The organism is Micromonospora foliorum, assembly GCF_022229015.1.
Taxonomy (GTDB): Bacteria; Actinomycetota; Actinomycetes; order Mycobacteriales; family Micromonosporaceae; genus Micromonospora; species Micromonospora foliorum.
The window spans coordinates 1-22,132 of sequence record NZ_JAKKFF010000013.1 but is presented as its reverse complement, the minus strand read 5'-3'; the positions used below and the strand labels follow the sequence as shown (position 1 = coordinate 22,132).

18 protein-coding genes are annotated in these 22,132 nt (G+C 72.0%); 12 read left to right on the top strand and 6 right to left on the bottom strand.

Features of this window, described 5'->3' with window-relative positions:
- Positions 1-17: 17 nt before the first annotated feature.
- On the bottom strand, positions 18-1,319 hold the full coding sequence (locus PSH25_RS01290; RefSeq protein WP_238657185.1) for a serine hydrolase domain-containing protein: 1,302 nt from the start codon (positions 1,317-1,319) through the stop codon (positions 18-20).
- Positions 1,320-1,439: 120 nt separating this feature from the next.
- On the opposite strand from PSH25_RS01290, the gene PSH25_RS01285 reads away from it, so the two are divergent.
- The 4 genes from PSH25_RS01285 (at position 1,440) to PSH25_RS01270 (ending at position 6,351) form a co-directional block, all read left to right on the top strand.
- Entirely contained in the window at positions 1,440-1,913 is a 474-nt protein-coding gene (locus PSH25_RS01285; RefSeq protein ID WP_238657184.1) for an NfeD family protein, read from the top strand.
- 5 nt (positions 1,914-1,918) lie between these two features.
- Entirely contained in the window at positions 1,919-3,025 is a 1,107-nt protein-coding gene (locus tag PSH25_RS01280) for an SPFH domain-containing protein (protein WP_238657183.1), read from the top strand.
- A 133-nt stretch (positions 3,026-3,158) separates the two neighbouring features.
- Entirely contained in the window at positions 3,159-3,926 is a 768-nt protein-coding gene (locus PSH25_RS01275) for a hypothetical protein (protein WP_238657182.1), read from the top strand.
- A 223-nt stretch (positions 3,927-4,149) separates the two neighbouring features.
- Entirely contained in the window at positions 4,150-6,351 is a 2,202-nt protein-coding gene (locus PSH25_RS01270) for a transglycosylase domain-containing protein (RefSeq protein ID WP_238657181.1), read from the top strand.
- Positions 6,352-6,356: 5 nt separating this feature from the next.
- On the opposite strand, the gene PSH25_RS01265 is transcribed toward PSH25_RS01270, so the two are convergent.
- On the bottom strand, positions 6,357-8,204 hold the full coding sequence (locus PSH25_RS01265; protein WP_238657180.1) for a thiamine pyrophosphate-requiring protein: 1,848 nt from the start codon (positions 8,202-8,204) through the stop codon (positions 6,357-6,359).
- A gap of 118 nt (positions 8,205-8,322) precedes the next feature.
- Between PSH25_RS01265 and PSH25_RS01260 the strand changes: the two genes are divergently transcribed.
- The 3 genes from PSH25_RS01260 to PSH25_RS01250 all read left to right on the top strand — a co-directional run bounded on the left by PSH25_RS01260 (position 8,323) and on the right by PSH25_RS01250 (position 12,548).
- Entirely contained in the window at positions 8,323-9,144 is an 822-nt protein-coding gene (locus PSH25_RS01260; RefSeq protein WP_238657179.1) for a TrmH family RNA methyltransferase, read from the top strand.
- A 47-nt stretch (positions 9,145-9,191) separates the two neighbouring features.
- Positions 9,192-10,643 carry an argininosuccinate synthase gene (gene argG, locus PSH25_RS01255; RefSeq protein WP_238657178.1) on the top strand — a complete coding sequence of 484 codons (1,452 nt, stop codon included), beginning with the start codon at positions 9,192-9,194 and terminating at the stop codon, positions 10,641-10,643.
- Positions 10,644-10,709: 66 nt separating this feature from the next.
- Positions 10,710-12,548 carry a PucR family transcriptional regulator gene (locus PSH25_RS01250; protein WP_502361342.1) on the top strand — a complete coding sequence of 613 codons (1,839 nt, stop codon included), beginning with the start codon at positions 10,710-10,712 and terminating at the stop codon, positions 12,546-12,548.
- 135 nt (positions 12,549-12,683) lie between these two features.
- Here the strand turns inward: PSH25_RS01250 and PSH25_RS01245 are convergent, their stop codons facing one another.
- Positions 12,684-14,033 (bottom strand): MurL-like N-terminal domain-containing, encoded by a 1,350-nt coding sequence (locus PSH25_RS01245; RefSeq protein ID WP_238657176.1) that lies wholly within the window; start codon positions 14,031-14,033, stop codon positions 12,684-12,686.
- A gap of 82 nt (positions 14,034-14,115) precedes the next feature.
- On the opposite strand from PSH25_RS01245, the gene murD reads away from it, so the two are divergent.
- Positions 14,116-15,465, top strand: coding sequence for a UDP-N-acetylmuramoyl-L-alanine--D-glutamate ligase (gene murD / locus PSH25_RS01240; RefSeq protein WP_238657175.1), 1,350 nt, complete (start codon positions 14,116-14,118; stop codon positions 15,463-15,465).
- 42 nt (positions 15,466-15,507) lie between these two features.
- On the opposite strand, the gene PSH25_RS01235 is transcribed toward murD, so the two are convergent.
- Positions 15,508-16,536 carry a sigma-70 family RNA polymerase sigma factor gene (locus PSH25_RS01235; RefSeq protein ID WP_238657174.1) on the bottom strand — a complete coding sequence of 343 codons (1,029 nt, stop codon included), beginning with the start codon at positions 16,534-16,536 and terminating at the stop codon, positions 15,508-15,510.
- A 223-nt stretch (positions 16,537-16,759) separates the two neighbouring features.
- On the opposite strand from PSH25_RS01235, the gene PSH25_RS01230 reads away from it, so the two are divergent.
- Together PSH25_RS01230 and PSH25_RS01225 are read left to right on the top strand one after the other, a co-directional pair.
- Positions 16,760-17,164: an SgcJ/EcaC family oxidoreductase gene (locus PSH25_RS01230; protein WP_238657173.1), complete on the top strand. Its 405-nt coding sequence runs from the start codon at positions 16,760-16,762 to the stop codon at positions 17,162-17,164.
- A 61-nt stretch (positions 17,165-17,225) separates the two neighbouring features.
- On the top strand, positions 17,226-18,674 hold the full coding sequence (locus tag PSH25_RS01225; RefSeq protein ID WP_238657172.1) for an MFS transporter: 1,449 nt from the start codon (positions 17,226-17,228) through the stop codon (positions 18,672-18,674).
- A gap of 50 nt (positions 18,675-18,724) precedes the next feature.
- Here the strand turns inward: PSH25_RS01225 and PSH25_RS01220 are convergent, their stop codons facing one another.
- Positions 18,725-19,687, bottom strand: coding sequence for an ElyC/SanA/YdcF family protein (locus tag PSH25_RS01220; RefSeq protein WP_238657171.1), 963 nt, complete (start codon positions 19,685-19,687; stop codon positions 18,725-18,727).
- Between the two features lie 81 nt (positions 19,688-19,768).
- On the opposite strand from PSH25_RS01220, the gene PSH25_RS01215 reads away from it, so the two are divergent.
- Both PSH25_RS01215 and PSH25_RS01210 read left to right on the top strand, forming a co-directional pair.
- Entirely contained in the window at positions 19,769-20,638 is an 870-nt protein-coding gene (locus PSH25_RS01215) for a hypothetical protein (RefSeq protein ID WP_238657170.1), read from the top strand.
- A gap of 31 nt (positions 20,639-20,669) precedes the next feature.
- On the top strand, positions 20,670-21,494 hold the full coding sequence (locus PSH25_RS01210) for a hypothetical protein (RefSeq protein WP_238657169.1): 825 nt from the start codon (positions 20,670-20,672) through the stop codon (positions 21,492-21,494).
- Here the strand turns inward: PSH25_RS01210 and PSH25_RS01205 are convergent.
- A partial coding sequence (locus tag PSH25_RS01205; protein WP_238657168.1) for a glutamate cyclase domain-containing protein occupies positions 21,478-22,132 on the bottom strand: 655 nt, incomplete at its 5' end. The genes PSH25_RS01210 and PSH25_RS01205 overlap by 17 nt on opposite strands.

Sequence of the window (22,132 nt, the reverse complement as noted above, 5' to 3'; positions counted from 1 at the left end):
GTCCGCCCAGCGGCGGGTCAGGGAGCCTCGTCGGGGCCGCGCGTGAAGACGAACGTGGCGATGTCGACCGCCACCGCCCGTCCGCTGTCGTCGCGTAGCACCGACAGGATCTCGCCGTTCTCCGGGCCGGAACGTCCCCGCCAGCGGTCCGTCCCGTCGGCGACGAACCGGCTGACCCGCTCACCGCGTACGTGGGCCACCAGGTCACCCGCGTCCCAGCGCAGGTCCAGCGGAGTGCCCATCCACCACCAGCGACCGGTCAGCTCGGTCACCTCGGCAGCGGGCGCGGCGGTGGCCGGCCGCCAGGGCTGCGGGAACGCCGGCTCGGCGTCCAGCACGGTGGTCAGCAGTTGGCGGCCGAGCCGGGTGGTCGGGAAGCCGTACGCGTTGGCGAAGCCGACCACGGCGGTACGGGTGGGTCGGTGCACCGCGAGGGCGGCCACGTACCCGGGCATCGAACCGCCGTGCCCGACGTACACGCGCTCGCCGTCACGGTAGAGCTCCAGCCCCAGACCGTGCCCGCCGGTCCAGGAGTCGAGGTCGCTGATCACCACGGGTGCGCACATCTCGGTCAGCGTGTCGGCGGCCAGCACCGAGGGGTCGGGGTCGGCCAGGAACGCGGCCCAGCGGCCCAGGTCCTCGATCGTCGACCAGAGCTGCCCGGCGGGGGCCATGGCCCCGGTGTCGGTTCGGGGTTCCTCGCGCAGCGTGTCGTGCCAGGGGTGGACGACGTAGCCGCGGGCGTACGGCTCGGTGGCCGCGTAGGTCGTGCGGCGCAGGCCCAGCGGGGTGAGGATCCGTTCGCCGAGCAGGTCGGCCCAGGGTTTCCCGGTGAGCCGTTCGAGCAGCCCGCCGAGCAGCCCGTACGCCAGGTTGGAGTAGTGGTACGCGCGGTGCGGCGGGTAAGCGATCTTGTCGGCGTCGACCTCGGCGAGCAGGGTGGTCAGATCGACGCCCGCCGCCCGCTCCCACCAGTCGCCCTCGGGTTCGCGTTGCATGCCGCTGGCGTGACCGAGCAGCTGCCGCAGGGTGAGCCCGCCCACACCGGTGCCCGGCAGGTGCTGCTCCAGCCGGTCGTCGAGGGCCAGTCGGCCGGCGTCACGCAACTGCATGACCAGGGTGGCGGTCATCGTCTTGCTGATCGAGCCCAACCGGTACTGCAGGTCGACATCCGGGCGGGGGTTTTCGCCGGCGACGGCAACATGTGCCAGCGTGCCGTCGCGGACCACGCCCAGCACCAGCGACGGGGTGCGCCCGTCGGCCTGTGCCTGGGCGACCCGGATGTCGATCTGTCGGGCGGTCTCGGGTAGCAGGGTCAACGGGATCTCCTGGGGTCGGGCCGCCGTTTCGTGGTGGTTCGGCGGGCCGGAAAGGGCCCCGCCGAGCCTACTGATCTTCGCGGGGAGGTCGCGCGTGCATTTGCGTGTCACGATCGGTGTGTGGACGCCGTGGTGTGGATCGTTTTGGGTGTGCTGCTGGCCGTCGCCGAGATTTTCACGACGACGCTATTTCTGATCATGTTCGGGGCCGGTGCGTTCGCCGCCGCCGGTGCGGCCGCCCTGGGCGCGCCGGTCGCCGTGCAGGCGCTGGTCTTCGCGGTGGTGTCGGCGTTGAGCCTGGTGGTGGTCCGACCGGTCATCCGGCGGCACAGCCGCTCCGCGCTGGAGAGCGGCGAGCAGCCGTTCGGCGTGGAGGCGATCGAGGGCTCCACGGCGCTGGTGCTGGAACGGGTGGACGCCGAGCACGGTCTCGTCAAGATCGACGGTGAGTTGTGGAGCGCCCGGTCGTACGACACGACACAGGTCTACGACCCCGGTCAACGGGTTCGGGTGATAAAGGTCCGGGGCGCGACCGCCCTGGTGTGGCAGGACGATGTTTCTTCCGCCGGCGAGCTGCCGGAATCGAGAGGGTGAACGGGATGACCTTAATCGGGGTGGTGGTGATCGCGGTGGCGTTGATCGCCGTGATAACGCTGGCCAAGGCGGTGCGGATCGTGCCGCAGCAACGCCAGGACGTGGTGGAACGGCTCGGCAAGTACAAGCGCACCCTCAGCCCCGGCCTCAACCTGCTGGTGCCGTTCATCGACGCGGTCCGTACCAAGGTCGACATGCGGGAGCAGGTGGTCAGCTTCCCGCCGCAGCCGGTGATCACCTCGGACAACCTGGTGGTCTCGATCGACACGGTTCTCTACTTCAAGGTGGTCGACTCGGTCCGGGCGACCTACGAGATCTCCAGCTTCCTCCAGGCCATCGAGCAGTTGACCGTAACCACGTTGCGTAACGTGATCGGTTCGCTCGATCTGGAGCGGGCGCTGACCAGCCGGGACGAGATCAACCGACACCTCTCGGGCGTGCTGGACGAGACCACCGGCCGCTGGGGCATCAAGGTGACCCGGGTCGAGATCAAGGCGATCGAGCCGCCGGCCAGCATCCGCGACTCGATGGAGAAGCAGATGCGCGCCGAGCGTGACCGCCGCGCGGCGATCCTGACCGCCGAGGGCCACAAGCAGTCGGTCATCCTCACCGCCGAGGGTGACAAGCAGTCGGCGGTGCTGCGGGCCGACGGTGACCGGCAGGCCCGGATCCTGCAGGCCGAGGGTCAGGCGAAGGCGATCCGGACGGTCTTCGACGCGATCCACCAGGCCAACCCGAGCCAGAAGGTGCTCGCCTACCAGTACCTGCAGGCTCTGCCGCAGATCGCCCAGGGCAGCGCCAACAAGGTCTGGATCATCCCGGCCGAGCTGACCAAGGCCCTGGAGGGGATGGGTGGCGCACTCGGTGGGCTGAGCCAGATGGTGGGGGACCTTCCCTCGCCGGAGGCGGCCGACCACGCGAGCCAGGTGGAGCGCGAGGCCGCGGAGGCGGCGCAGGCCGCGGCGGACGCCGCCCAGCAGATCCACGACGAGGTACGCGTCGCCGAGGCGCAGGCCACCGGCGGCAAGGGGCCGCAGGGCCTGCCCGCGCCGGAGCCGGTGTCGCCGACCAGCCTCGTCCAGGACCCGGCCGACCAGCGCGAGCGCGGCTGATCACAGGGTTAATGCGAGAAAGACTCATGGGGCGCTCCGACGCCTGCCACGATCGGTCCTAGGACGGGTGGTGACCAGGCAATCGGGGCGCCCCGGCGCGTCCCGCACCGCTCGTCGGCGAGCGAGGTGACGCATGAAGGATCCGGCGAATCGGATGTGGTCCTCGGCCCCCGTGCCCGGCGCGCACGACCCCATCGCCCCACTGGGCTCCCGGCGCAGCGGCGGCGGATTCGGCGTACTGCCCTTCGTCGGCGAGCCGACCCCGGGCGCCCCCGCCACAAACGCCAGTTGGGCCTGGTCGGTACGCCGGTTCGCGCGGGCGGCCGTCTGGCTGCTGCCCGCGTACGCCATCCTCTACGGCGCGGTGGCGATGGCCAGCGACGGAGGGGTGGGCAACGACCCCTATCCGGCCGACGGCCGAGCGGTGTACCTGATCGGGTGGGTGGCCGCGGTCTGGCTCGGCCTGCTCGCGCTGCTGGCCCTCACCGGGCTGCTGGCCGCGACCCGCAGCCGCCGGGTGGCCGCCGCCGGGCTGCTGGTCAGCATCGCCGGCACCGTGCTCATGCTGCCGTTCGCCGGGCTCGAAGAGCAGACGCCGGTCTTCGGCACCACGGCGCGGTCGTTGGTCCTGCTCGGCGCGACGTTCTACAGCGCGGGCTGGTTCCTCACCGGGTGGGCGGTGGCCCGCTCGGGCACGTTCAGCCTCGGCGACGGCGTCATGCTGATCATCGCCGCGCCGCTGCTCGGCCTCGGCGGTGCCCTGATCGGCTCGTTGCAGACGTTCGGCGCGATCTTCGTATTGATCGCCGGCATCGGCATCGGCTACCGCTCCGGCCGCCTGATGCCCCGCGAAACCGCCAGAGACGCCGCCACCGCCAGCCTAAGCACCCCCAACCCCTAACCCACCCCACCCACCCACCCCACCCACCCCACCCGCCTTCCGCCCTCGCCTATTGGCCGGTGATCAAGAGGTTTGCGTCAGCCGAAGGCCCTTTCCTGACGCAAACCTCTTGATCACCGGGGGCAGAGGGCGGGGGACAGGGGGGCGGGGGTGGGGGTGAAGTTGGTGACAGTTGGGGGGTGGGGGTGGTCGGTTGGCGGCTTTCGTGGCAATCCTGGGGAGCATGGCCGCCCCCCGCTCGCCGCTGTCGCGGCTGTTCACCGTGCTGCTTGCCGGCGTGTTGGCCGGGCTTGTCCTGGCAGTCGCCGCGCTGCCGGGCAACCTGCTGCTCGGGCTCACCGCCCGCTCCGCGCTCGGGTCGTACGCCGCGTTGCCGGCCTCGCTGAAGACCCCGGCCACGCCGCAGCGTTCGTACCTCTACGCCAACGACGGCAAGACGCTGATCACCACGTTCTACGACGTGAACCGCACCGACGTCCCCCTGTCGGAGATCGCCCCGGTGATGCGGCAGGCGATCGTGGCGGCCGAGGACCGGCGCTTCTACGACCACGGTGGCGCGGACCTGCGTGGCCTGGCCCGGGCACTGGTGGCCAACGTCAAGGGTGGCGGCACCGAGCAGGGCGGCTCGACGCTGACCATGCAGTACGTCCGGAACGTGCTCAAGACCGACCCCACCCGCACCGCCGAGGAGCGCGCCGCCGCGACCGACCCGACTGTCGGGCGCAAGATCCAGGAGATCCGATACGCGAGCGCGCTGGACAAGAGCCTCGGCAAGGACGAGATCCTCGACCGGTACCTGAACATCGCCTACTTCGGCTCCGGCGCGTACGGGATCGCGGCGGCCAGCCAGCGGTACTTCGGCAAACAGCCGGCGCAGTTGACCCTCGGCGAGTCCGCCCTGCTCGCCGGTCTGGTGCAGTCCCCGGACGCGTACAGCCCGATCGACGGCGACAAGGACGAGGCGCTGGCCCGCCGGTCGTACGTGCTGGACTCGATGGTCGCCACCAACGCGATCACCGCCGCGCAGGCCGCCCAGGCCAAGGCCGAGCCGCTGGCCCTGCACCCCACCGCCCAGCCCAACGGCTGCACCGCCGTGTCCCAGGGGCACGACGACTGGGGCTACTTCTGCGACTACCTGCGCCAGTGGTGGTTGACCCAGCCGGCCTTCGGGGCCACCGTCGCGGAGCGCGAGCAGGCGCTGCGTTCGGGCGGCTACACCGTGGTCACCTCGCTGGACCCGAAGATCCAGGCCACCGCGCAGCAGCAGGCCACCAAGGTCTACTCCTACGACAACAAGCGCGCCCTGCCGATCGCGGCGGTCCAGCCGGGCACCGGGCGGGTGTTGGCGATGGCGGTCAACCGGCACTACAGCCTCGCCGACAACCCGGCCGGGCAGGCGAACTACCCGAACACCGTGAACCCGTTGATCTCCGGCGGGGCCAGCGTCGACGGGTACCAGGCGGGTTCGACGTTCAAGTTGTTCACCATGCTCGCCGCGCTGGAGTCGGGCCGTACCCTCTCCACCGGTTTCGACGCGCCCGCCAAGCTGCCCACCCGGTACCCCGCCGAGGGGCCGGGCAGCTGTGACGGCCACTGGTGCCCGGCGAACGCCAACCCGGACTGGATGGACGGGTACCGGATGATGTGGGACGGCTTCGGCCGCTCGGTGAACACCTACTTCGTCTGGCTGGCCGAGCAGGTCGGCCAGGACAAGGTGGTCCAGATGGCGCAGCGGCTCGGCATCACGTTCCGCGCCGACTCGGACGCCGCCTTCGCCAAGAACGACGCCGCGAACTGGGGTTCGTTCACCCTCGGTGTGGCGGCCACCACCCCGCTGGACCTGGCCAACGCGTACGCCACGGTGGCCGCCGAGGGCACCTACTGCACGCCGGTGCCGGTGGTCTCGGTGACCGCCGCGGACGGCGCGAAGGTGCCGGTCGGGCAGCCTTCCTGCAAGCGGGTGCTCGACGCCGACGTGGCCCGTGCCGCGACCGACGCGGCGCGCTGCCCGGTGGGCCAGCAATCGGCGTTCGGGCAGTGCAACGGCGGCACCGCCACCGGTGTGAACGACATCCTCGACGGCCGACCGGTGGCCGGTAAGACGGGTAGCTCGGAGCAGAACTCCACCGAGACGTTCGTCGGCTTCACCCCGCAGGTCGCGGTGGCCGGGATCGCCGCCAACCCGGACGACCCGGCCGACTCGGTGGGCTCGGCGGTGCAGACCAAGGTGATCGACGCGGTCGCCCGGGTCATCGCCACCGCCGTGAAGGGCCTGCCGGAGAAGGCGTTCGTCGCACCGAGCCACGAGCTGGCCGGCGACCCGCACCGCCCGGTGGAGCGCCCGGCGGTCCCGGACCGCCGGCAGGACCCCGCCACCGAGGATCCCCGCTCAGCCCTGCAACGCTGGCTCGACCGCCGAGGCTGACGGTCTCAGCGGTCCCGGCGGCGGGGGCGGTAGCTGGCCAGGGTGGCGGGGAGGCCGCGGCGGATGATGCCGGCCCAGTCGGTGTCGCCCCGCAGCACCGCCGCGGCGGTCTTGCGGGCCTGCTCGGCGGTGAAGTGCGGTGGCAGCATCAGCTCGGCCGGGTCGACCAGGGCGTTGATCACCACCGGCCGGTCGGCGGTGAGCGCCCGGTCCCAGACGTCCCGCACCTGCTCCGGTGAGTCGATCAACTCCCCGTGCAGCCCCAGCACTTCCGCCCACTGGTGGTAGGCGATGTCCGGCAACTGCTGGCTGTCCGGGAACATCGGCGTCCCCTCGGTGGAGCGCTGTTCCCAGCTGACGAACGCCAGATCCCGGTTGTTGAGCACCAGCACCACGAAGCGTGGGTCGGCCCAACTGCGCCAGTACTTCGCCACGGTGATCAGCTCGTTGACGCCGTTCATCTGCATGGCGCCGTCGCCGATGAGCGCGACCAGCGGCCGGTCCGGGTGGGCGAACTTGGCGCTCAGCGCGTACGGCATGGCGCCGCCCATGGACAGCAGCGTGCCGGAGAGGCTTGCGAGCATCCCGGGGCGTACCTGGATGTGTCGCGCGTACCAGGCCGTGGCGGTGCCGCAGTCGACGGTGAGCAGCACGTCGTCGGGCAGCCGTTCGTTCAGGGTGTGGAAGAGCAACTGCGGGTTGACCGGGTCGGCGGTCTGCTCGGCCAGGTCGCGTTGCGTCCGGCGCCACGCCGAGGTGGCCTCGGTGATCTCCGCCCGCCAGGCGGTCGGGCCGGGGCCGGGGCCCAGCTCGTTCAGCAGCGCCCGCAGCGTGGGGCGGGCGTCGCCGGTCAGGTTCACCTCGGTCGGGTACCGCAGCCCGAGCTGGGTGCCGTCCAGGTCGATCTGCACCGCGCGGGCCTGCCCGGGCGGCGGGTAGAACTCCGAGTACGGCATGTTGCTGCCCACGATCAGCAGCCGGTCGCAGTCGCTCATCAGCTGCCAGCTCGGCCGGGTGCCGAGCAGCCCGATCGCGCCGGTCACCCACGGCTGGCGGTGGTCGACGGCGGTGAATCCGAGCAACGCGGTGGCCACGCCGGCCCCGAGCCGATCAGCGATCTCGCGGACCTCGTCGCGCGCGCCGAGCGCACCCTGGCCGACCAGCATGGCCACCCGCTGACCGCCGCGCAGCACCTCGGCCGCCCGGCGCACGTCCGCCTCCGGTGGCACCGTCGGGGTGCTGCTCGGCGCGTTGCTGGTCTGGTAGTAGCCGTGCGCGTGCGGCGGGTTCGGGACGGCCGGCTCGTCCTGGAGGTCCAGGGGCAGGATGAGGGCGGTGACGGTACGCCGGGCCAGCGCCGTCCGGCACGCCCGGTCGACCAGGTGGCGTACCTGCGCCGGGTGGTCGAGTTGGGCCAGGAACGCCGCGGCCACGTCCTTGTAGAGGGCGAGCAGGTCGACCTCCTGGTAGTAGCCGCCGCCCTCGGCGGTGGTCGCGGTGTGCCCGACCAGGGCGATCACCGGTTGGTGGTCGAGCTTCGCGTCGTACAGGCCGTTGAGCAGGTGGATGGCCCCCGGCCCGCTGGTGACCAGCGCGCAGCCCAGCGGGCCGCCGCCGTACTTCACGTGCGCGGAGGCGGCGAAGCCGGCGGTCTCCTCGTGGCGGACCTGGATGAACTGGGCCCGCCCGTTGGTGCGTTGCAGCGCGGAGGTGAGGCCGTTGATGCCGTCGCCGGGATAGCCGAAGTAGCGGTGTACGCCCCAGCTGAACAGTCGCGACACGATGTGGTCCGCGACGGTCGGACGCCGGGGCAGGGTGCCCGCTTCGCCCGGCGTGGTGTCGTCTGCGCTCACCTGGCTGGTCCTTCCCGTCGCGTCCGATACTCGCCGGTCATTCCCCTTCTTCTTCGGACAAAACACCCCACCGGGCGGGCGTCGAGGTGCGAGGCTCCGCGTCCGGCAGAATCGTCGGGTGCCTGTCCACCAGATCACCGACCCTGACGACGACCGGATCGCCGACTACCGAGCGCTCACCGACGTCGAGCTGCGCACCCGCTGGGAGCCGCCGCACGGCCTGTTCATCGCCGAGGGGGAGCTGGTGCTGCGCCGGGCGCTGCGCGCCGGTTACCCGGCCCGGTCCTACCTGGTCGACGCCAAGCGGGTCGACCAGCTCGCCGACCTGGACACCGGCGACGCGCCGGTCTACGCCGCGACACAGGACGTGCTGCAACGGGCCACCGGCTTCCACGTACACCGGGGGGTGCTGGCGTCGTTCCACCGCCGGCCGCTGCCGACGGCGGCCGAGGTGCTCGCCGCCGCGCGCCGGGTCGTGCTCCTGGAGGACGTGAACAACCACACCAACCTCGGTGCGGTCTTCCGGGGTGCCGCCGCGCTCGGCATCGACGCGGTGCTGCTGTCGCCGTCCTGCGCCGACCCGCTGTACCGGCGCAGTGTCCGGGTCAGCATGGGTGAGGTCTTCGCCATGCCGTACGCGAAGCTCGACCACTGGCCCGGGGGGCTGGACCAGGTACGGGAGGCCGGCTTCACGGTGCTCGCCATGACGCCCGCGCCGGACGCCGTACCGATCCAGCGGTTGACCCCGGCGCAGCGCGAGCGGGCGGCGCTGCTGCTCGGCGCCGAGGGGCCCGGCCTCACCGCGGCGGCCCAGGCCGCCAGCGACGTGCGGGTGGTCCTGCCGATGCGCCGTGGGGTCGATTCGTTGAACGTGGCTGCGGCGGCGGCGGTGGCGTTCTGGGAGCTGGGCCGCGACGATCCGCCGTTCGGAGGCGAGTAGATCGCTTCGGCTTGCATGGCCATGCGTTCTATTGCATAATTTTCCCCGTGTCCAAGGTTCTCACCTCCCTGCCCACCGGCGAACGTGTCGGCATCGCCTTCTCCGGCGGCCTCGACACCTCGGTCGCGGTCGCGTGGATGCGCGACAAGGGCGCGATTCCCTGCGCCTACACCGCCGACATCGGCCAGTACGACGAGCCCGACATCGCCTCGGTGCCCGGTCGCGCGCTCAGCTACGGCGCCGAGGTCGCCCGCCTGGTCGACTGCCGCGCCGCCCTGGTCGAGGAGGGCCTGGCCGCGTTGACCTGCGGCGCCTTCCACATCCGCACCGGCGGGCGGGCGTACTTCAACACCACCCCGCTGGGCCGCGCCGTGACCGGCACCCTGCTGGTGCGGGCGATGGTCGCCGACGACGTCCAGATCTGGGGCGACGGCTCGACCTTCAAGGGCAACGACATCGAGCGGTTCTACCGGTACGGCCTGCTGGCCAACCCGATGCTGCGCATCTACAAGCCGTGGCTCGACACCGCCTTCGTCACCGAGTTGGGTGGGCGCAAGGAGATGTCCGAGTGGCTGCTCGAACGCGACCTGCCCTACCGGGACAGCACCGAGAAGGCATACTCGACCGACGCCAACATCTGGGGCGCCACGCACGAGGCGAAGACCCTGGAGCACCTCGACACCGGCATCGAGACGGTCAACCCGATCATGGGCGTCCGGTTCTGGGACCCGTCGGTGGAGATCCCGACCGAGGACGTCACCATCGGCTTCGACCAGGGCCGCCCGGTCACCATCAACGGCAAGGAGTTCGGCAGCGCCGTCGACCTGGTGCTGGAGGCCAACGCCATTGGCGGCCGGCACGGCCTGGGCATGTCGGACCAGATCGAGAACCGGATCATCGAGGCCAAGAGCCGCGGCATCTACGAGGCGCCCGGGATGGCGCTGCTGCACTACGCGTACGAGCGGCTGGTCAACGCCATCCACAACGAGGACACCCTGGCGAACTACCACAACGAGGGTCGCCGCCTCGGTCGACTGATGTACGAGGGCCGCTGGCTGGACCCGCAGGCGCTGATGCTGCGCGAGTCGTTGCAGCGGTGGGTCGGCACGGCGGTCACCGGCGAGGTGACGCTGCGGCTGCGCCGGGGCGAGGACTACTCGATCCTGGACACCACCGGCCCGTCGTTCAGCTACCACCCGGACAAGCTGTCGATGGAGCGTACCGAGGACTCGGCGTTCGGCCCGTCCGACCGGATCGGCCAGCTCACCATGCGCAACCTGGACATCGCCGACTCGCGCTCGAAGCTGGAGCAGTACGCCTCCCTCGGCCTGGTCGGCGGCGGGAACCCGCAGCGGATGATCGGCGCCGCGCAGGCCGCCTCCACCGGGTTGATCGGCGCGATGCCCCAGGGTGGCGCGGAGGCCATCGCCTCCCGGGGCGTCGCCTCGCCGGAGGACGAGGCACTCGACCGCGCCGCGATGGAGTTCGGCGTCGACTGACCCCGGCCGACCCCGGCCGCCGGTGGCAAGTCGAGTTCCGGCGTCACGGACGGTAGCGTGTCGGCCGTGTTCCCTACCGTCCGTGAGGTCCTCGCCCTGGACCCGGTCCGCCACGGCGCGCCACGCGTGGTCGCCGGTGACGAGGGGCTGGACCGACCCGTCCGCTGGGTGCACGTCGCCGAGGTGCCGGACATCGCCACCCTGCTCGGCGGCGGCGAACTGGTCCTCACCACCGGCATCGGCCTGCCCGGAGACGACGCCGGGCTGCGCGCGTTCATCGGCGACCTCGCCGACGTGGGAGTCTCCGGACTCGTCGTCGAGCTGGGCCGCCGGTACGTCAGCGGGGTGCCCCGGGTGATGGCCGCCGCCGCCGAGCGGCGCGGGCTGCCCCTGGTGGAGCTGCGCCGGGCCACCCCGTTCGTCCGGATCACCGAGGCGGTGCACGCGCTGATCGTCGACGCGCAGCTCACCGAGCTGCGCGCCACCGAGGAGATCCACCAGCGGTTCAACGACCTCTCCGTCGAGGGCGCCAACGCCGCCGAGGTGATCCGGCAGGCCGCCGAGCTGTCCGGCTGCCCGGTGGTGCTGGAGAACCTGTCCCGGCAGGTGCTCGGGTACGACCCGGCGGGGGAGAGCGCCGAGCTGCTGCTGGACGGCTGGGAGCAGCACTCCCGGCGGATCCGTCCGGCCGGGCGGACCGCGTACGACCCGGACAGCGGGTGGCTCGTGACCACCGTCGGCGCCCGGGGGCAGGACTGGGGTCGGCTGCTGCTGCGCTGGCCGGCCAGCGGGGACGTGCCCAGCGCCCGGGCCGTCGAACCGACCGCTGGCCCACCCACCCGGCTCACCATCCTGATCGAACGGGCCGCGTCCACCCTCGCGCTGGGCCGGCTGATCCGCCGCGACGCGGAGGGCCTGGAACGGCAGATCCACCGCACCCTGCTCACCGCGCTGCTCGACCACTCCCGCCCGGTGGACGAGGTGGGGTTGCGGGCCAAGGCGCTCGGCGTGGTGCTCGACCGGCGGCACCTGGTCGGCGTGATGGTCCGGCACCGCGCCGACGACCCCGTTGGGGAGGTCGGCCCGGAGGCCGGTCAGGCCCGGCTACGGGATCTGTCCGAGGCGGTCGGCCAGGCCCTGCGGGAGGCGAAACTGACCGCGCTGACCAGCGCCGTCGACGACCATTCGGTGGGCGCGCTGCTGGCCCTGTCGGACCCGGCCGCCGAGGACCGCGCGCTGTCCGCGTTCGCCAGCGCACTTCGTCGGGTACGCCTCGACGCCGGCACCGGTCGGCCGGTGCCCGGTGCCGAACCGGCTCGGGCGGCTTCCGGTACCGACCTGTCCCGTCCCGCTTCCGACGCTTCCCGTGCGGCGTCGGGTGCCGACCCGTCCCGCGCGGGGTTCGGGATCGAGGCCGTGCGGGCGGGTGTCGATGGTTCCCGGGGTGTCGGCCCGGGTTCCGTGATCGTTGCCGCCGGGTCCGGGGTGAGCACCCTGCGGGAGGCCCGACGGTCCCTGGTCGAGGCGCGGCAGATCGCCGATGCGGCCCGGCGTGACCGGCGTGACCTGCCGATCTTCCGGCTGCCGCACGTCGGTCTGGCCGGGCTGCTGCACCTGCTGCGCGACGAGCCCCGCCTGCAGACGTTCGTGGAACGCGAACTCGGCGCGCTGCTGGAGTACGACGCCCGGCACCCCCGCGAACAGCTGCTCGACACCCTGCGGGCCTACCTGGAGCAGGGACGCAACAAGTCCGCCGGTGCCGCCGCCGCCCACCTGTCCCGGCCGGCCTTCTACGAACGCCTGGCCCGCATCGCCCGCATCCTCGACGTGGACCTGGACTCGGTAGAAGCCAGCCTGTCCCTACACGTAGCCCTACTAGCCCTAGAAGCAGTCCGCACCCCCTAACCCCACCCCGGGCCCCGCCCTATCCCGCGTTGATCATGAAGTTATTGCCATGACACGCCGGTGAGCGTGGCAATAACTTCATGATCAACCGGGGGAAGGGGGTCGGAGGGTGGGGAGGAGGGGAGAGGGGTGGGGTTAGGTGAGGGAACTCAGGGCTTTGGCGTAGGTGGGGGGGATGTGGTTGGGGCCGCCGGGGGTGAAGACGTCCGAGTTGGCCACCGCGGACCAGGCCGTTGCCGGGACGGCGTCGACCAGGGCCTGGATCACCGGGGCGTCGCGCCACTGGTCCTGCTCGGCGAGCAGGCCGAGGGCCACCACCGACTCCTCGACCTCGCCCACGCACTCGAACGGCTTGTGCCCGTCCACGCCCAGCAGCTCGCGGTAGCCGGGGATCTGCGACTCGTCGGCCAGCAGGTCGCCGCCGAAGATGTGGGTGACCCGCTCCCGGGGCATGAACGGCGCCATGGCCAGGAAGACGAAGCGGCACTTCGGGCAGTCACGGCACCAACGCTCACTCGCGTCGCGCAGCTTGAACGCCTGGTTGCAGCTGGTCACCACGTCGTCGTACCGGGTGAACTCGGCGAACAGCCGGGCGATGTGCAGCTCGGACAGCGACCGCAGCAGGGAGAAGTACGGGTCGGTCAGGCCGGCGTGCTCGGCCAGCGACGCCCGCAGCAGCCCTTCCGCCTCGACACCCTTGGACCACTGGTGGTTGATCTCGTGGCCGTTCCAGGCAAGGTTCGGGTCGGACGCCGAACGCTCGTTGGACATCACCACCGGGCCCAGCCCGTGCAGGACGGCGGTGGCCACCGCGATCAGCGAGTTGATGGCGGTGACCGGGATGTGCCCGTTCAGCGCGCCGGCCGCGTTCAGGTCGAACAGCACCGGGTCGATGCGCCGCCGGGCGGCCAGCGGGACCAGCCCGGACGCCTCGTTGACGGCGACGATCACGTGGTTCGGGTTGACCGAGAACGGCACCGGGTCCAGCTCGGCGCGGCGCAGCGCCTCCAGGCTGACGATCGAGTCCTTACCGCCGCCGACCGCCGAGAGCGGGCGACGGTCCGAGTCGTCGTACACCCGGGCCGGCGTCACCTCACCGGCCGGCACCTCCGGGCGCAGCTCGAGCACGTGCGGCAGTTCGTTGCGGTACGCGTACTCCGCGAGGCCCTTGGTGTAGACGGCCGTGACGTAGTCGACGGTGGCCGCGCCCAGCGGCGCCGGCAGCACGAGTCGGGGCGGCGCGGCGGCCTTGTAGTAGCTGACCCCGGCGACGAGGTGCAGCACCTCCAGCACCCGGTTGAGGGTCGCCACCGTCTCGTCGGAGGGTGGCTCCGCCGGCAGCGGAAGTGTGATCACCTCGGTGAACCGCTGCTCACCGGCCGGGCCGGTCAGGGCGTAGTCGAACAACACCTCGCCGGTGGCGAAGTCGATCGAGTAGGACGGGAAGGTGAAGGCGTCCATCCGCCGGAGCTGCTCGTTGGGCACACGCCATACTAGGCCCTGGTTCGTCCGGCCGTGTCCGGACCGGGCCCGCCCTGCCGCCGCCGTGACCCACGAGGAGAGCCCCGTGCGCCTTTCTGACCTGCGCGGACGTACCGTCGCCGTCTGGGGCACCGGTCGGGAGGGCCGGGCCGCTGTGACCGCCATCGCCGCGCACGGCCCGGCCGAGCTGGTCGCCGTGGACGACAGTGCGAACTTCCTGTCGCTGCCCTGGGACGGCCCGCTGGCCGAGGCGGCGCCGCTGGTCACCGGCGAGGCGGGCTTCGAGCGGTTGGCCGCCGCGGACGTGGTGGTCCGCTCCCCGGGCGTGCCCCAGACCCACCCGTGGCTGGTCGAGCTGCGCCGCCGCGGGATCCTGGTGACCCAGGGCACCGCGTTGTGGATGGCCGACCACGCCGCGCGCACCGTCGGGGTCACCGGCAGCAAGGGCAAGAGCACCACCTCCAGCCTGATCAGTCACCTGCTCACCGCGATGGGTCGGCCGAACGTCTTCGGCGGCAACATCGGGGTGCCGACCCTGGACCTGCCGGAGGCGGAGCTGTACGTGCTGGAGCTGTCCAGTTACCAGTGCAGCGACCTCACCGACTCCCCCCGGGTGGCGGTGGTCACCGCGCTCTTCCCCGAGCACCTGGACGCGCACGGTGGGGAACGGGAGTACTACCGGGACAAGCTCAACCTGCTCGCCCACGACCCGGAGACGATCGTGGTCAACGGTGGCGACCCCCGGCTCGCCGCGGAGCTGGGTGAGCTGCCGGCGGTCCGGGCCGGTCGCCCCGACACCACGCACGTCGCCACCGGCGCCGACGGCACGCCCTGGTTCCACGTCGGTGACCAGCCGCTCTTTCCGCGTGCCGTACTGCCGCTGGTCGGCCGGCACAACGAGGGCAACCTCTGCGTCGCGCTCGCCGTGCTCGACGCGCTCGGCGTGGACGTGGTGGCCGGCAAGGATCACCTCGCCGTGGCGGTCGCCGAGTTCCAGGGGCTGGCGCACCGGCTCACCGAGATCACCGACCCGTCCGGGCTGACGTTCGTCGACGACACCCTGGCCACCAGCCCGTACGCGGCCATGCACGCCATCGACGCGTACGACGGGCGGCCGTTGACGGTGATCGTCGGGGGCAACGACCGGGGTCTGGACTACACGCCGTTGGCCGAGCACCTGGCCGAGCGGGAGCTGACCGTGATCGGGATTCCGGACAGCGGCGCCCGCATCGTCGAGGTGCTCGCCGGCCTGCCGAAGGTGCGTACCGAACTGGTCGACGACCTGGTGGACGCGGTCCGGCTGTCCCGCGAGGTGACCCCCGCCGGCGGGGTGGTGCTGCTGTCCCCGGCGGCGCCCAGCTACGGCCGGTTCCGCAACTTCGAGCACCGCTCCGAGGTCTTCGCCCAGGCCGTCGCCGACACCGCCGGGGCATAGGCCCGTCGGACTCTCCTCACGGATGGCCTGGCCGGGCCGGGACTAGCGTCCTGCGACGGGCCGGCTGGTCTCGTCGATGCGCGTCGGGAGACCGCCGGGTGCGAAGAGGCTCGGGTCGTGGAACGAGACGATCCGGGAGACGCCTGTTCGGGTGGGGGTGAGCACGTGGAGGCTGTGGGGGTGATAGAGCCCTTCGGTGCCCTGGGTGTAGGTGGCGAGCGCCGGCTGGCCGTTGGCCCGCGCGGGAATTGTGCGGATCGTGCCGACGCGGCCGAACACGGTGGTGGTGAGGAAGCGAATGACAGCGTCGCGTCCCGCGAACCAGGTCAGGTGTGGCGGCATCTCCATCGTGACGTCCTCGCGTAACACCTGGAGCAGTGCCGCCGTGTCCGCGTTCTGGAAGGCCCGTGCGTATCGGTCGAGCAGCATCCGGTCGGCCGGATCGGCCGGTTCGGTGAACATGTCCTCGGTGAGGCCGGTGCGAGCGAGGTGCGCGCGGGCCCGGGCGAGCGCGCTGTTGACCGCGTCGGTGGTGGTGTCGAGCAGCTCGGCGACCTCGGAGGCGTGCCAGGCGAGCACGTCGCGCAGGATCAGCACGGCCCGCTGTCGGGCCGGAAGATATTGCAGCGCTGCCACCAGGGCGAGTCGGACGCTGCTGCGTGTGGTGACGATCGCGGCAGGATCCGTGACGGGCAGTTCCGCCTCCGGCAGCGGGTGGACCCAGGCGACGTCGGGGCCGGCGACCGTCAGCGGCTGGTCCGGGTCGCCCGACGGGCCCAGCCCAGACGGCAGGACCCGTCGATTGCGGTGCTTGAGCGTGGTCAGGCAGGCGCTGGTGGCGATGCGGTACAGCCAGACCCGCAGCGACGATCGGCCCTCGAAACCGGAGAAGCCGCGCCAGGCCCGCAGGTAGGTGTCCTGGACGACGTCCTGGGCGTCGTGCGTCGAGCCCAACATGCGGTAGCAGTGCGCCAGAAGTTCGCGGCGGAACGGCTCGGTGAGCCGGGAGAACTCCTCGTCGTCCGTCCCCGCGTAAGTCTCCCGCACCGGAGCCTGCGCTGCCTGGGTCATGTCGTCACTCCACCCGTCTGCGGCCTGACCTGTCTTTGTACAGACCTGCGGTCCGTCGGAAAGTGATCGGCCCGCGACCTCGGTGTGGCCAAGCCCACGTCGCAGTCGGTGGCCGACCAGTCCGATCCATCCACCGAGTCTCCATTCCTGATCGGTGAGCTGCCGACTCCGCCTGGTCCCCCAGGCCACCCGAGGCACCTCCCGCACCGAGGAGAGGACGACCATGACTTTCACGACGAGCCAGGACACCGCCGAGCAACCGGTGCGAGCGGTGATCGACGCCGTCTCGGCCGCCTGGGTCGACAACGACGTGGCCGCTTTCGTCGCCCACTATGCCGACGACGCGACCGCAGTGCTGCCCGGGGTCGCCCTGCTGAGCAAGGCGGTGATCCGTACCGCGATGGCGGCGGCGTTCGCCGACCAGCTCAAGGGCACCCGGCGTGTCCATCGCGTGCAGGGCGTGCGGTTCCTCGACGACGTCACCGCGATCGTGATCAGCCGCAGCGTGACCGTCGATGTCGGCGAGAGCGAGCCAGGCGACGGTCGCTGGTCGATCGCCACGTGGGTCCTGTCCGGCCGCTCCGGGCGTTGGCTCATCGAGGCGTACCACGACTGCCCCGCCGCCTGACCGCTCCTGGAGCGAGGCGGAACGACCCGAGTACCGGACAGACGAACTCCTGGAGAAGAACGTGGACAAGACAGGAACAACAACGCCGGCACGCTCCACGCCGGCACAGCGGTGGGCTCTGGCCCTCAGCTCCCTGGCATCGTTCGTCGTGGTGCTGGACATGCTGGTGGTGGCGACCGCGCTGCCCGCTCTTCAGCGAGACCTCGGCGCGTCGCTCGAAGACCTTGAGTGGACCGTCAACGCCTACACGCTCAGTTTCGCGGTCCTGCTGATGACCGGGTCGGCGCTGGGCGACCGCTACGGGCGGCGTCGCCTGTTCGCGATCGGGCTGGGCCTGTTCGCCGTGGCCTCGGCCGCCTGCGCGCTGTCCACCCAGGCGGGCCCGCTGATCGCGGCGCGGGTCGTGCAGGGCGCCGGCGCGGCGATGATCATGCCGGTCGCGCTGGGCGTGCTCAACGGTGCGTTCCCGCCCGAGCGGCGTGGCTGGGCGACGGGCGTCTATGGCAGCGTTACCGGGCTCGCCGCGGTCGCCGGGCCGGTTCTGGGTGGCGTCGTCACCCAGAACCTCGCCTGGCAGTGGATCTTCTGGCTGAACGTTCCGATCACGCTGATCGCGATTCCGCTGGTGCTCAGCAGGATTGTCGAGGCCCGCGGGCCCGGCGGTCAGCTCGATCTTCCGGGCCTGGCCCTGGCCGCCGGATCGGCTCTGGGCGCCACCTGGGCCCTGGTGCGCGGCAACGCGACCGGATGGAGCAGCGCCGAGACGCGCTCGACGCTGATCGGCGGGATCGTGCTCGGTGGCCTGTTCGTCGTCAGGGAGCTGAAGACCCCTGCCCCGATGCTGCCGATGCGGTTGTTCCGCTCACCGGCCTTCTCCGCCGGCAACGCCGCCGTGTTCTTCATCAACGCGTCGCTGACCAGCGCGATCTTCTTCACCTCCCAATTCCAGCAGGTCGCACTCGGCCACGGTGCGGTAGAAGCCGGCTTGCGGCTGTTGCCGTGGGGCATCGCACCGTTCCTCATCGCGCCGCGGGCGGGCGCGCTCACCGATCGGATAGGCGAACGGGCGCTGGTCATCGCCGGCACGCTCCTGCTCGGCGTCGGCATGGGATGGATCGCGCTGATCTCCGAGCCCGGCATCGGCTACGCCACGACCGCCGTCGCGATGACCGTCGGTGGCCTCGGGTTCTCGCTGGCCCTTCCCGCCGTCACCAGATCGGTCGTCAGCCGCGTCGCGCCGCAGGACATCGGCCGGGCATCAGGCACCTTCAGCACGCTCCGGCAGTTCGGCGGCGCGTTCGGGGTCGCCCTCACCGGCGCCGTCTTCGCCACGGCCGGCGGCTACGCCACCGCTGGCGCGTTCAGCGACGGCTACGTATCAGCGATGAGTGTCTCCGCCGCGCTCGCCTTCGCGGCCACCGCTGCCGGCGCCGTGCTACCGCGACAACGCCGCCTCGCGCCGGCCACGACCACCGGGCGTGCCGCACCCGCCGAATCCACGGCGGGATGACCAGCTGCTCCGGCGGCTGCTGGACACTGTGGCGCGATCCGCCGTCCGGCTCACCGAAGGTGGTCGTGCAGGGCGCGCATCGACCGGATCGCCGACCGGATCTCCTGCAGGTAGCGCCCCGGCGTGAGCGTCTGCTCGGGCAGCACCGCCAGGTCGGCCAACGTCGGGTCCACCCCGACCGTGTCGATGGCGCACCCGTACGGCAGGGCCAGCGTGCGCAGCGCGTCGCAGTGCTGGAACGGCACGTAGATCGGCGCGGTGACCATCAGTACCTCGTCGCCCGGGGCGAGCCGGACGTGGCCGGCCCAGAACCGCTGGGTGTCGGCGGTGTGCGCGCGCCGCTGGTCCGGTTCGCTGGACGGCGCGGCCAGCACCCGGATCGGCGGTAGCCCGTCCGGCCGGTAGGTCCGCGACGACCAGGAGTGGTGCGGGTGGCCGGCGTCGACGCCGTCCTGCTCCGCCGGGGCGGTCACCTCGAACACCCGGCGGACGGCCGTGTCCAGCGCGTCCACCTCGGTCTCGTCGGCTGGCAGGCCCGCGTCGGCGAGGGTGCGGCGTTCCCATTCCGACAGCGGCCGGAAGCTGCCCAGGACGGCGACCTCGCCGCTCACCGGTAGGCCGGCGCGGAGCAGGTGCGCGGCGTAGGCGACGCGGCGTACGCAGGCGTGCGCCAGGCCGCCGAGCACCACGAGGTGGGCGTACGCCGACCGGGCCGGTGGCACCGGGTGGGTCAGCCCGAGCGCGGCAGCCGCGTCGAGCACCAGTGCCGCGGTGGCCGGGTCGAGGTCGGGTTCCCGGGCGTCGGGCCGCTCCCGGCCACCCCGGAAGTCCCAGTGGTGGGCGGAGAAGTCGTCGAGGAAGCGGAGCACGTCGGTGAGATCCCCGTCGGGCCAGGTGCCGCCGAAGTGGGCGACCAGGCCGCGCAGCGGGGTGGAGCAGACCCAGGCCCGGACCTCCGCCGTGATCCGCTCGTCGTCCCTCCCGGTCGACGGCGCCGCGTCCGCTCTGTGCACCTGCCGGATGCTACCGGCAGGCTGCGCCGGTGGTTGTGGTTGCTGTCTACGCTGGCGGCAGCGGCGGATTGGGGGATCTCGATGACCCGTGACGTGGCCCGTCAGCGGTTACGGGAGGGCGGCGGCTCCAGCGCCGGCTTCGTCCGGCTGGTGGCGCACACCGACCCGGTGGCGTTGGTCGGCATCACGCTGTCGATCACCCTCAGCATCGTGCTCGACCTCAGCAACGCCGCCTCCGGGGTGGAGTCGCTGTTGGCCGGCCTGATGGGCATCACCATCTCGCTGTTGGTCGACTCACTGGCCCGCGCGGAGCGCCGCTTTCACCTGCGCACCCTGCTGGACGGCCCGCCCTGGCTGGTGCACACCACCACCGAGCTGGCCGGGGCCATGCGGGAGGCGGCCGAGCAGCACGCGGGCACCCGGGTCGCGGTGGAGGCGCAGCGGCGGTACGAGCAGTTCCGGTTGGAGGCCGAGCAGCTCGCGGACGGTCGGATCATCCGGCGCGGCGACGAGGACGAGGACCTGGTCGGCGCGACCCGCACCTGCGTGCACCGGCTGGACGGGTTGACCAACGTGATGCCCCGGGTGAGCGGGGAGCTGAGCTGGTGGCGCAGCGAGATCGGTCGGCGCTACTGGGAGGCCAACGTGGAGGCCCTGCAACGGGGCGTCAAGATCACCCGGGTCTTCGTCTACGCCGCGCTGACCGACGAGTTGTCCGCCCTGGTGGAGAAGCAGCGCGCGGCCGGGGTACGGGTGGGTCTGCTGCCCCTCGGGGTGGTCAGTCCACACCTGCACGTCAATCTGACACTCTGGGACGGGTCGAGCTGTTGGGAGGCCCACATGACCGCGCACGGCGAGATCGGCGAGAATCAGTTCTCGGTCAACCGGACGGACGTCGCTCGGCTCACCCGCGTGTTCGACCTCTGCGCGAACGCCGCGACCTTCCACTGACGGCCCCCACCGGGGCGGGAACGGGTGAGCCATGACGTTGAGCGCGGTCCTCCTGGTGACGGCCGTGGTCTGGGCGGTCAGCGTGATCCGCTCCGTCCGGCTCCGCGCTTTGGTCTACAGCCTGCCGCTGCCGATGACGCTCGCCCTGGTCACCACCGACTACCGGGTGGACGGCGCGCAGGTGGTCGGGGTGCTCGGGCTCAACCTCTTCTTCGTCACCGTGGCGGTCACCCACCAGCGGTGGCGCTGGCCGATCCTGCTCGCCGACGTCGCCGGGATCGCCGTGTACGTGGCGTTGAGCGCCGGTCTGTTGGCGGTTCACATCCCGTTCGAGGCGGCCCTCGCCGGCACGCTCGTGCTCTGGGCGGCGACCATCCTGTGGCTGCGTCATCGCGCCCGCCGCAGTGCCGGCCCGCATAACGTTCCCGCTGCGGAGGCGGTTCCCGTCGCGGAGACCCGCCCGGACGGGCTGCCGGCGTTGCTCAAGCTGGTGGTGATCTTCGTTGGTGCGGTCCTCACCCAACTGCTCGGGGCCGTCCTGCGCGGCATGGTGGTGACGTTCCCGTACTCGGGGGTGCTGGTCGCCGTCGAGGCCCGCCGGCAGTTGGCCGAGTTCAGTCGGCACTTCGCCCGCAACAGCCTCGCGCTGGTCGGCTTCCTGACCGCGTACCACTACCTCCAGGACGTCTCGTCCGCTGTGGCGCTGGGTGCCGGCTGGGCGGCCTTCGCGGTGGTCGCCGCCGCCCTGCACCTGCCGTTGCGCCCCCGTCAGGTCGCGCACGCGCGAGCGGCGAGCCGCCCGCCGAGGGCGTTGCGGCCGGCGACGGAACCACCCACCCCTAGCGGCCTGCCCTGACCAGCTCGGCGATCTCGGTGAGCGGTTCGGCGTATGCGGGCCAGTCGAGGCCGTCGACGCTGAGCGTGGGGCGGCGGCGCACGCCGTCCACCGCGCCCGCGCGCACGATCGCGGTGAGCAGGTCGTACGACCAGGCGGGCTCCAGCAGCGTCCCAAGCTCGGGCACATCGGGGCGGAGCAGCGACAGCGCGCCGACGAGGGCGGCGGCGGCCCAGTTCGACGTGCCACCGACGAGCAGCGCGTCCGCGCCCACCACGCACCGGATCCGTTCACCCGAGGCGACCACCCGGCCGATCAGGTCCGCCGGTAGGCGGCCCATGCCGAGTTCGTTGCCGCCGTCGCCGATGCCGATCCGGTACGCCGACCCGGAGGTGTAGAGCCGATCCAGGGGTGCGGTGTGCGCGCCGATGTCCTCGCCGCGCATGTTGCGCGGCCGACCGTCCACTCCGGGCCCGACCCGTTCGCAGGCGATGAGGTGGGTCAGCCCAGCGTGGTCGGGAAGGAGGGCGGCGGCCCAGTCCTGGTAACCCTGCAGGGGTGCGACGTCGACCGGCAGGCCCGGCGCGGCGGCGGCGACGGCCGCCTCGACCACCGGGGCGCAGGGCTCGTCGGTGACGAGCCGGCACCGGCCACCGAGC

Bases quoted from the DNA above. Each gene is read 5' to 3' on its own strand.
- PSH25_RS01280 (WP_238657183.1), top strand. From the start codon at position 1,919: ATGACCTTAATCGGGGTGGTGGTGATCGCGGTGGCGTTGATCGCCGTG.
- PSH25_RS01275 (WP_238657182.1), top strand. From the start codon at position 3,159: ATGAAGGATCCGGCGAATCGGATGTGGTCCTCGGCCCCCGTGCCCGGC.
- PSH25_RS01270 (WP_238657181.1), top strand. From the start codon at position 4,150: ATGGCCGCCCCCCGCTCGCCGCTGTCGCGGCTGTTCACCGTGCTGCTT.
- PSH25_RS01235 (WP_238657174.1), bottom strand. From the start codon at position 16,536: ATGACCCAGGCAGCGCAGGCTCCGGTGCGGGAGACTTACGCGGGGACG.
- PSH25_RS01230 (WP_238657173.1), top strand. From the start codon at position 16,760: ATGACTTTCACGACGAGCCAGGACACCGCCGAGCAACCGGTGCGAGCG.
- PSH25_RS01215 (WP_238657170.1), top strand. From the start codon at position 19,769: ATGACCCGTGACGTGGCCCGTCAGCGGTTACGGGAGGGCGGCGGCTCC.
- PSH25_RS01210 (WP_238657169.1), top strand. From the start codon at position 20,670: ATGACGTTGAGCGCGGTCCTCCTGGTGACGGCCGTGGTCTGGGCGGTC.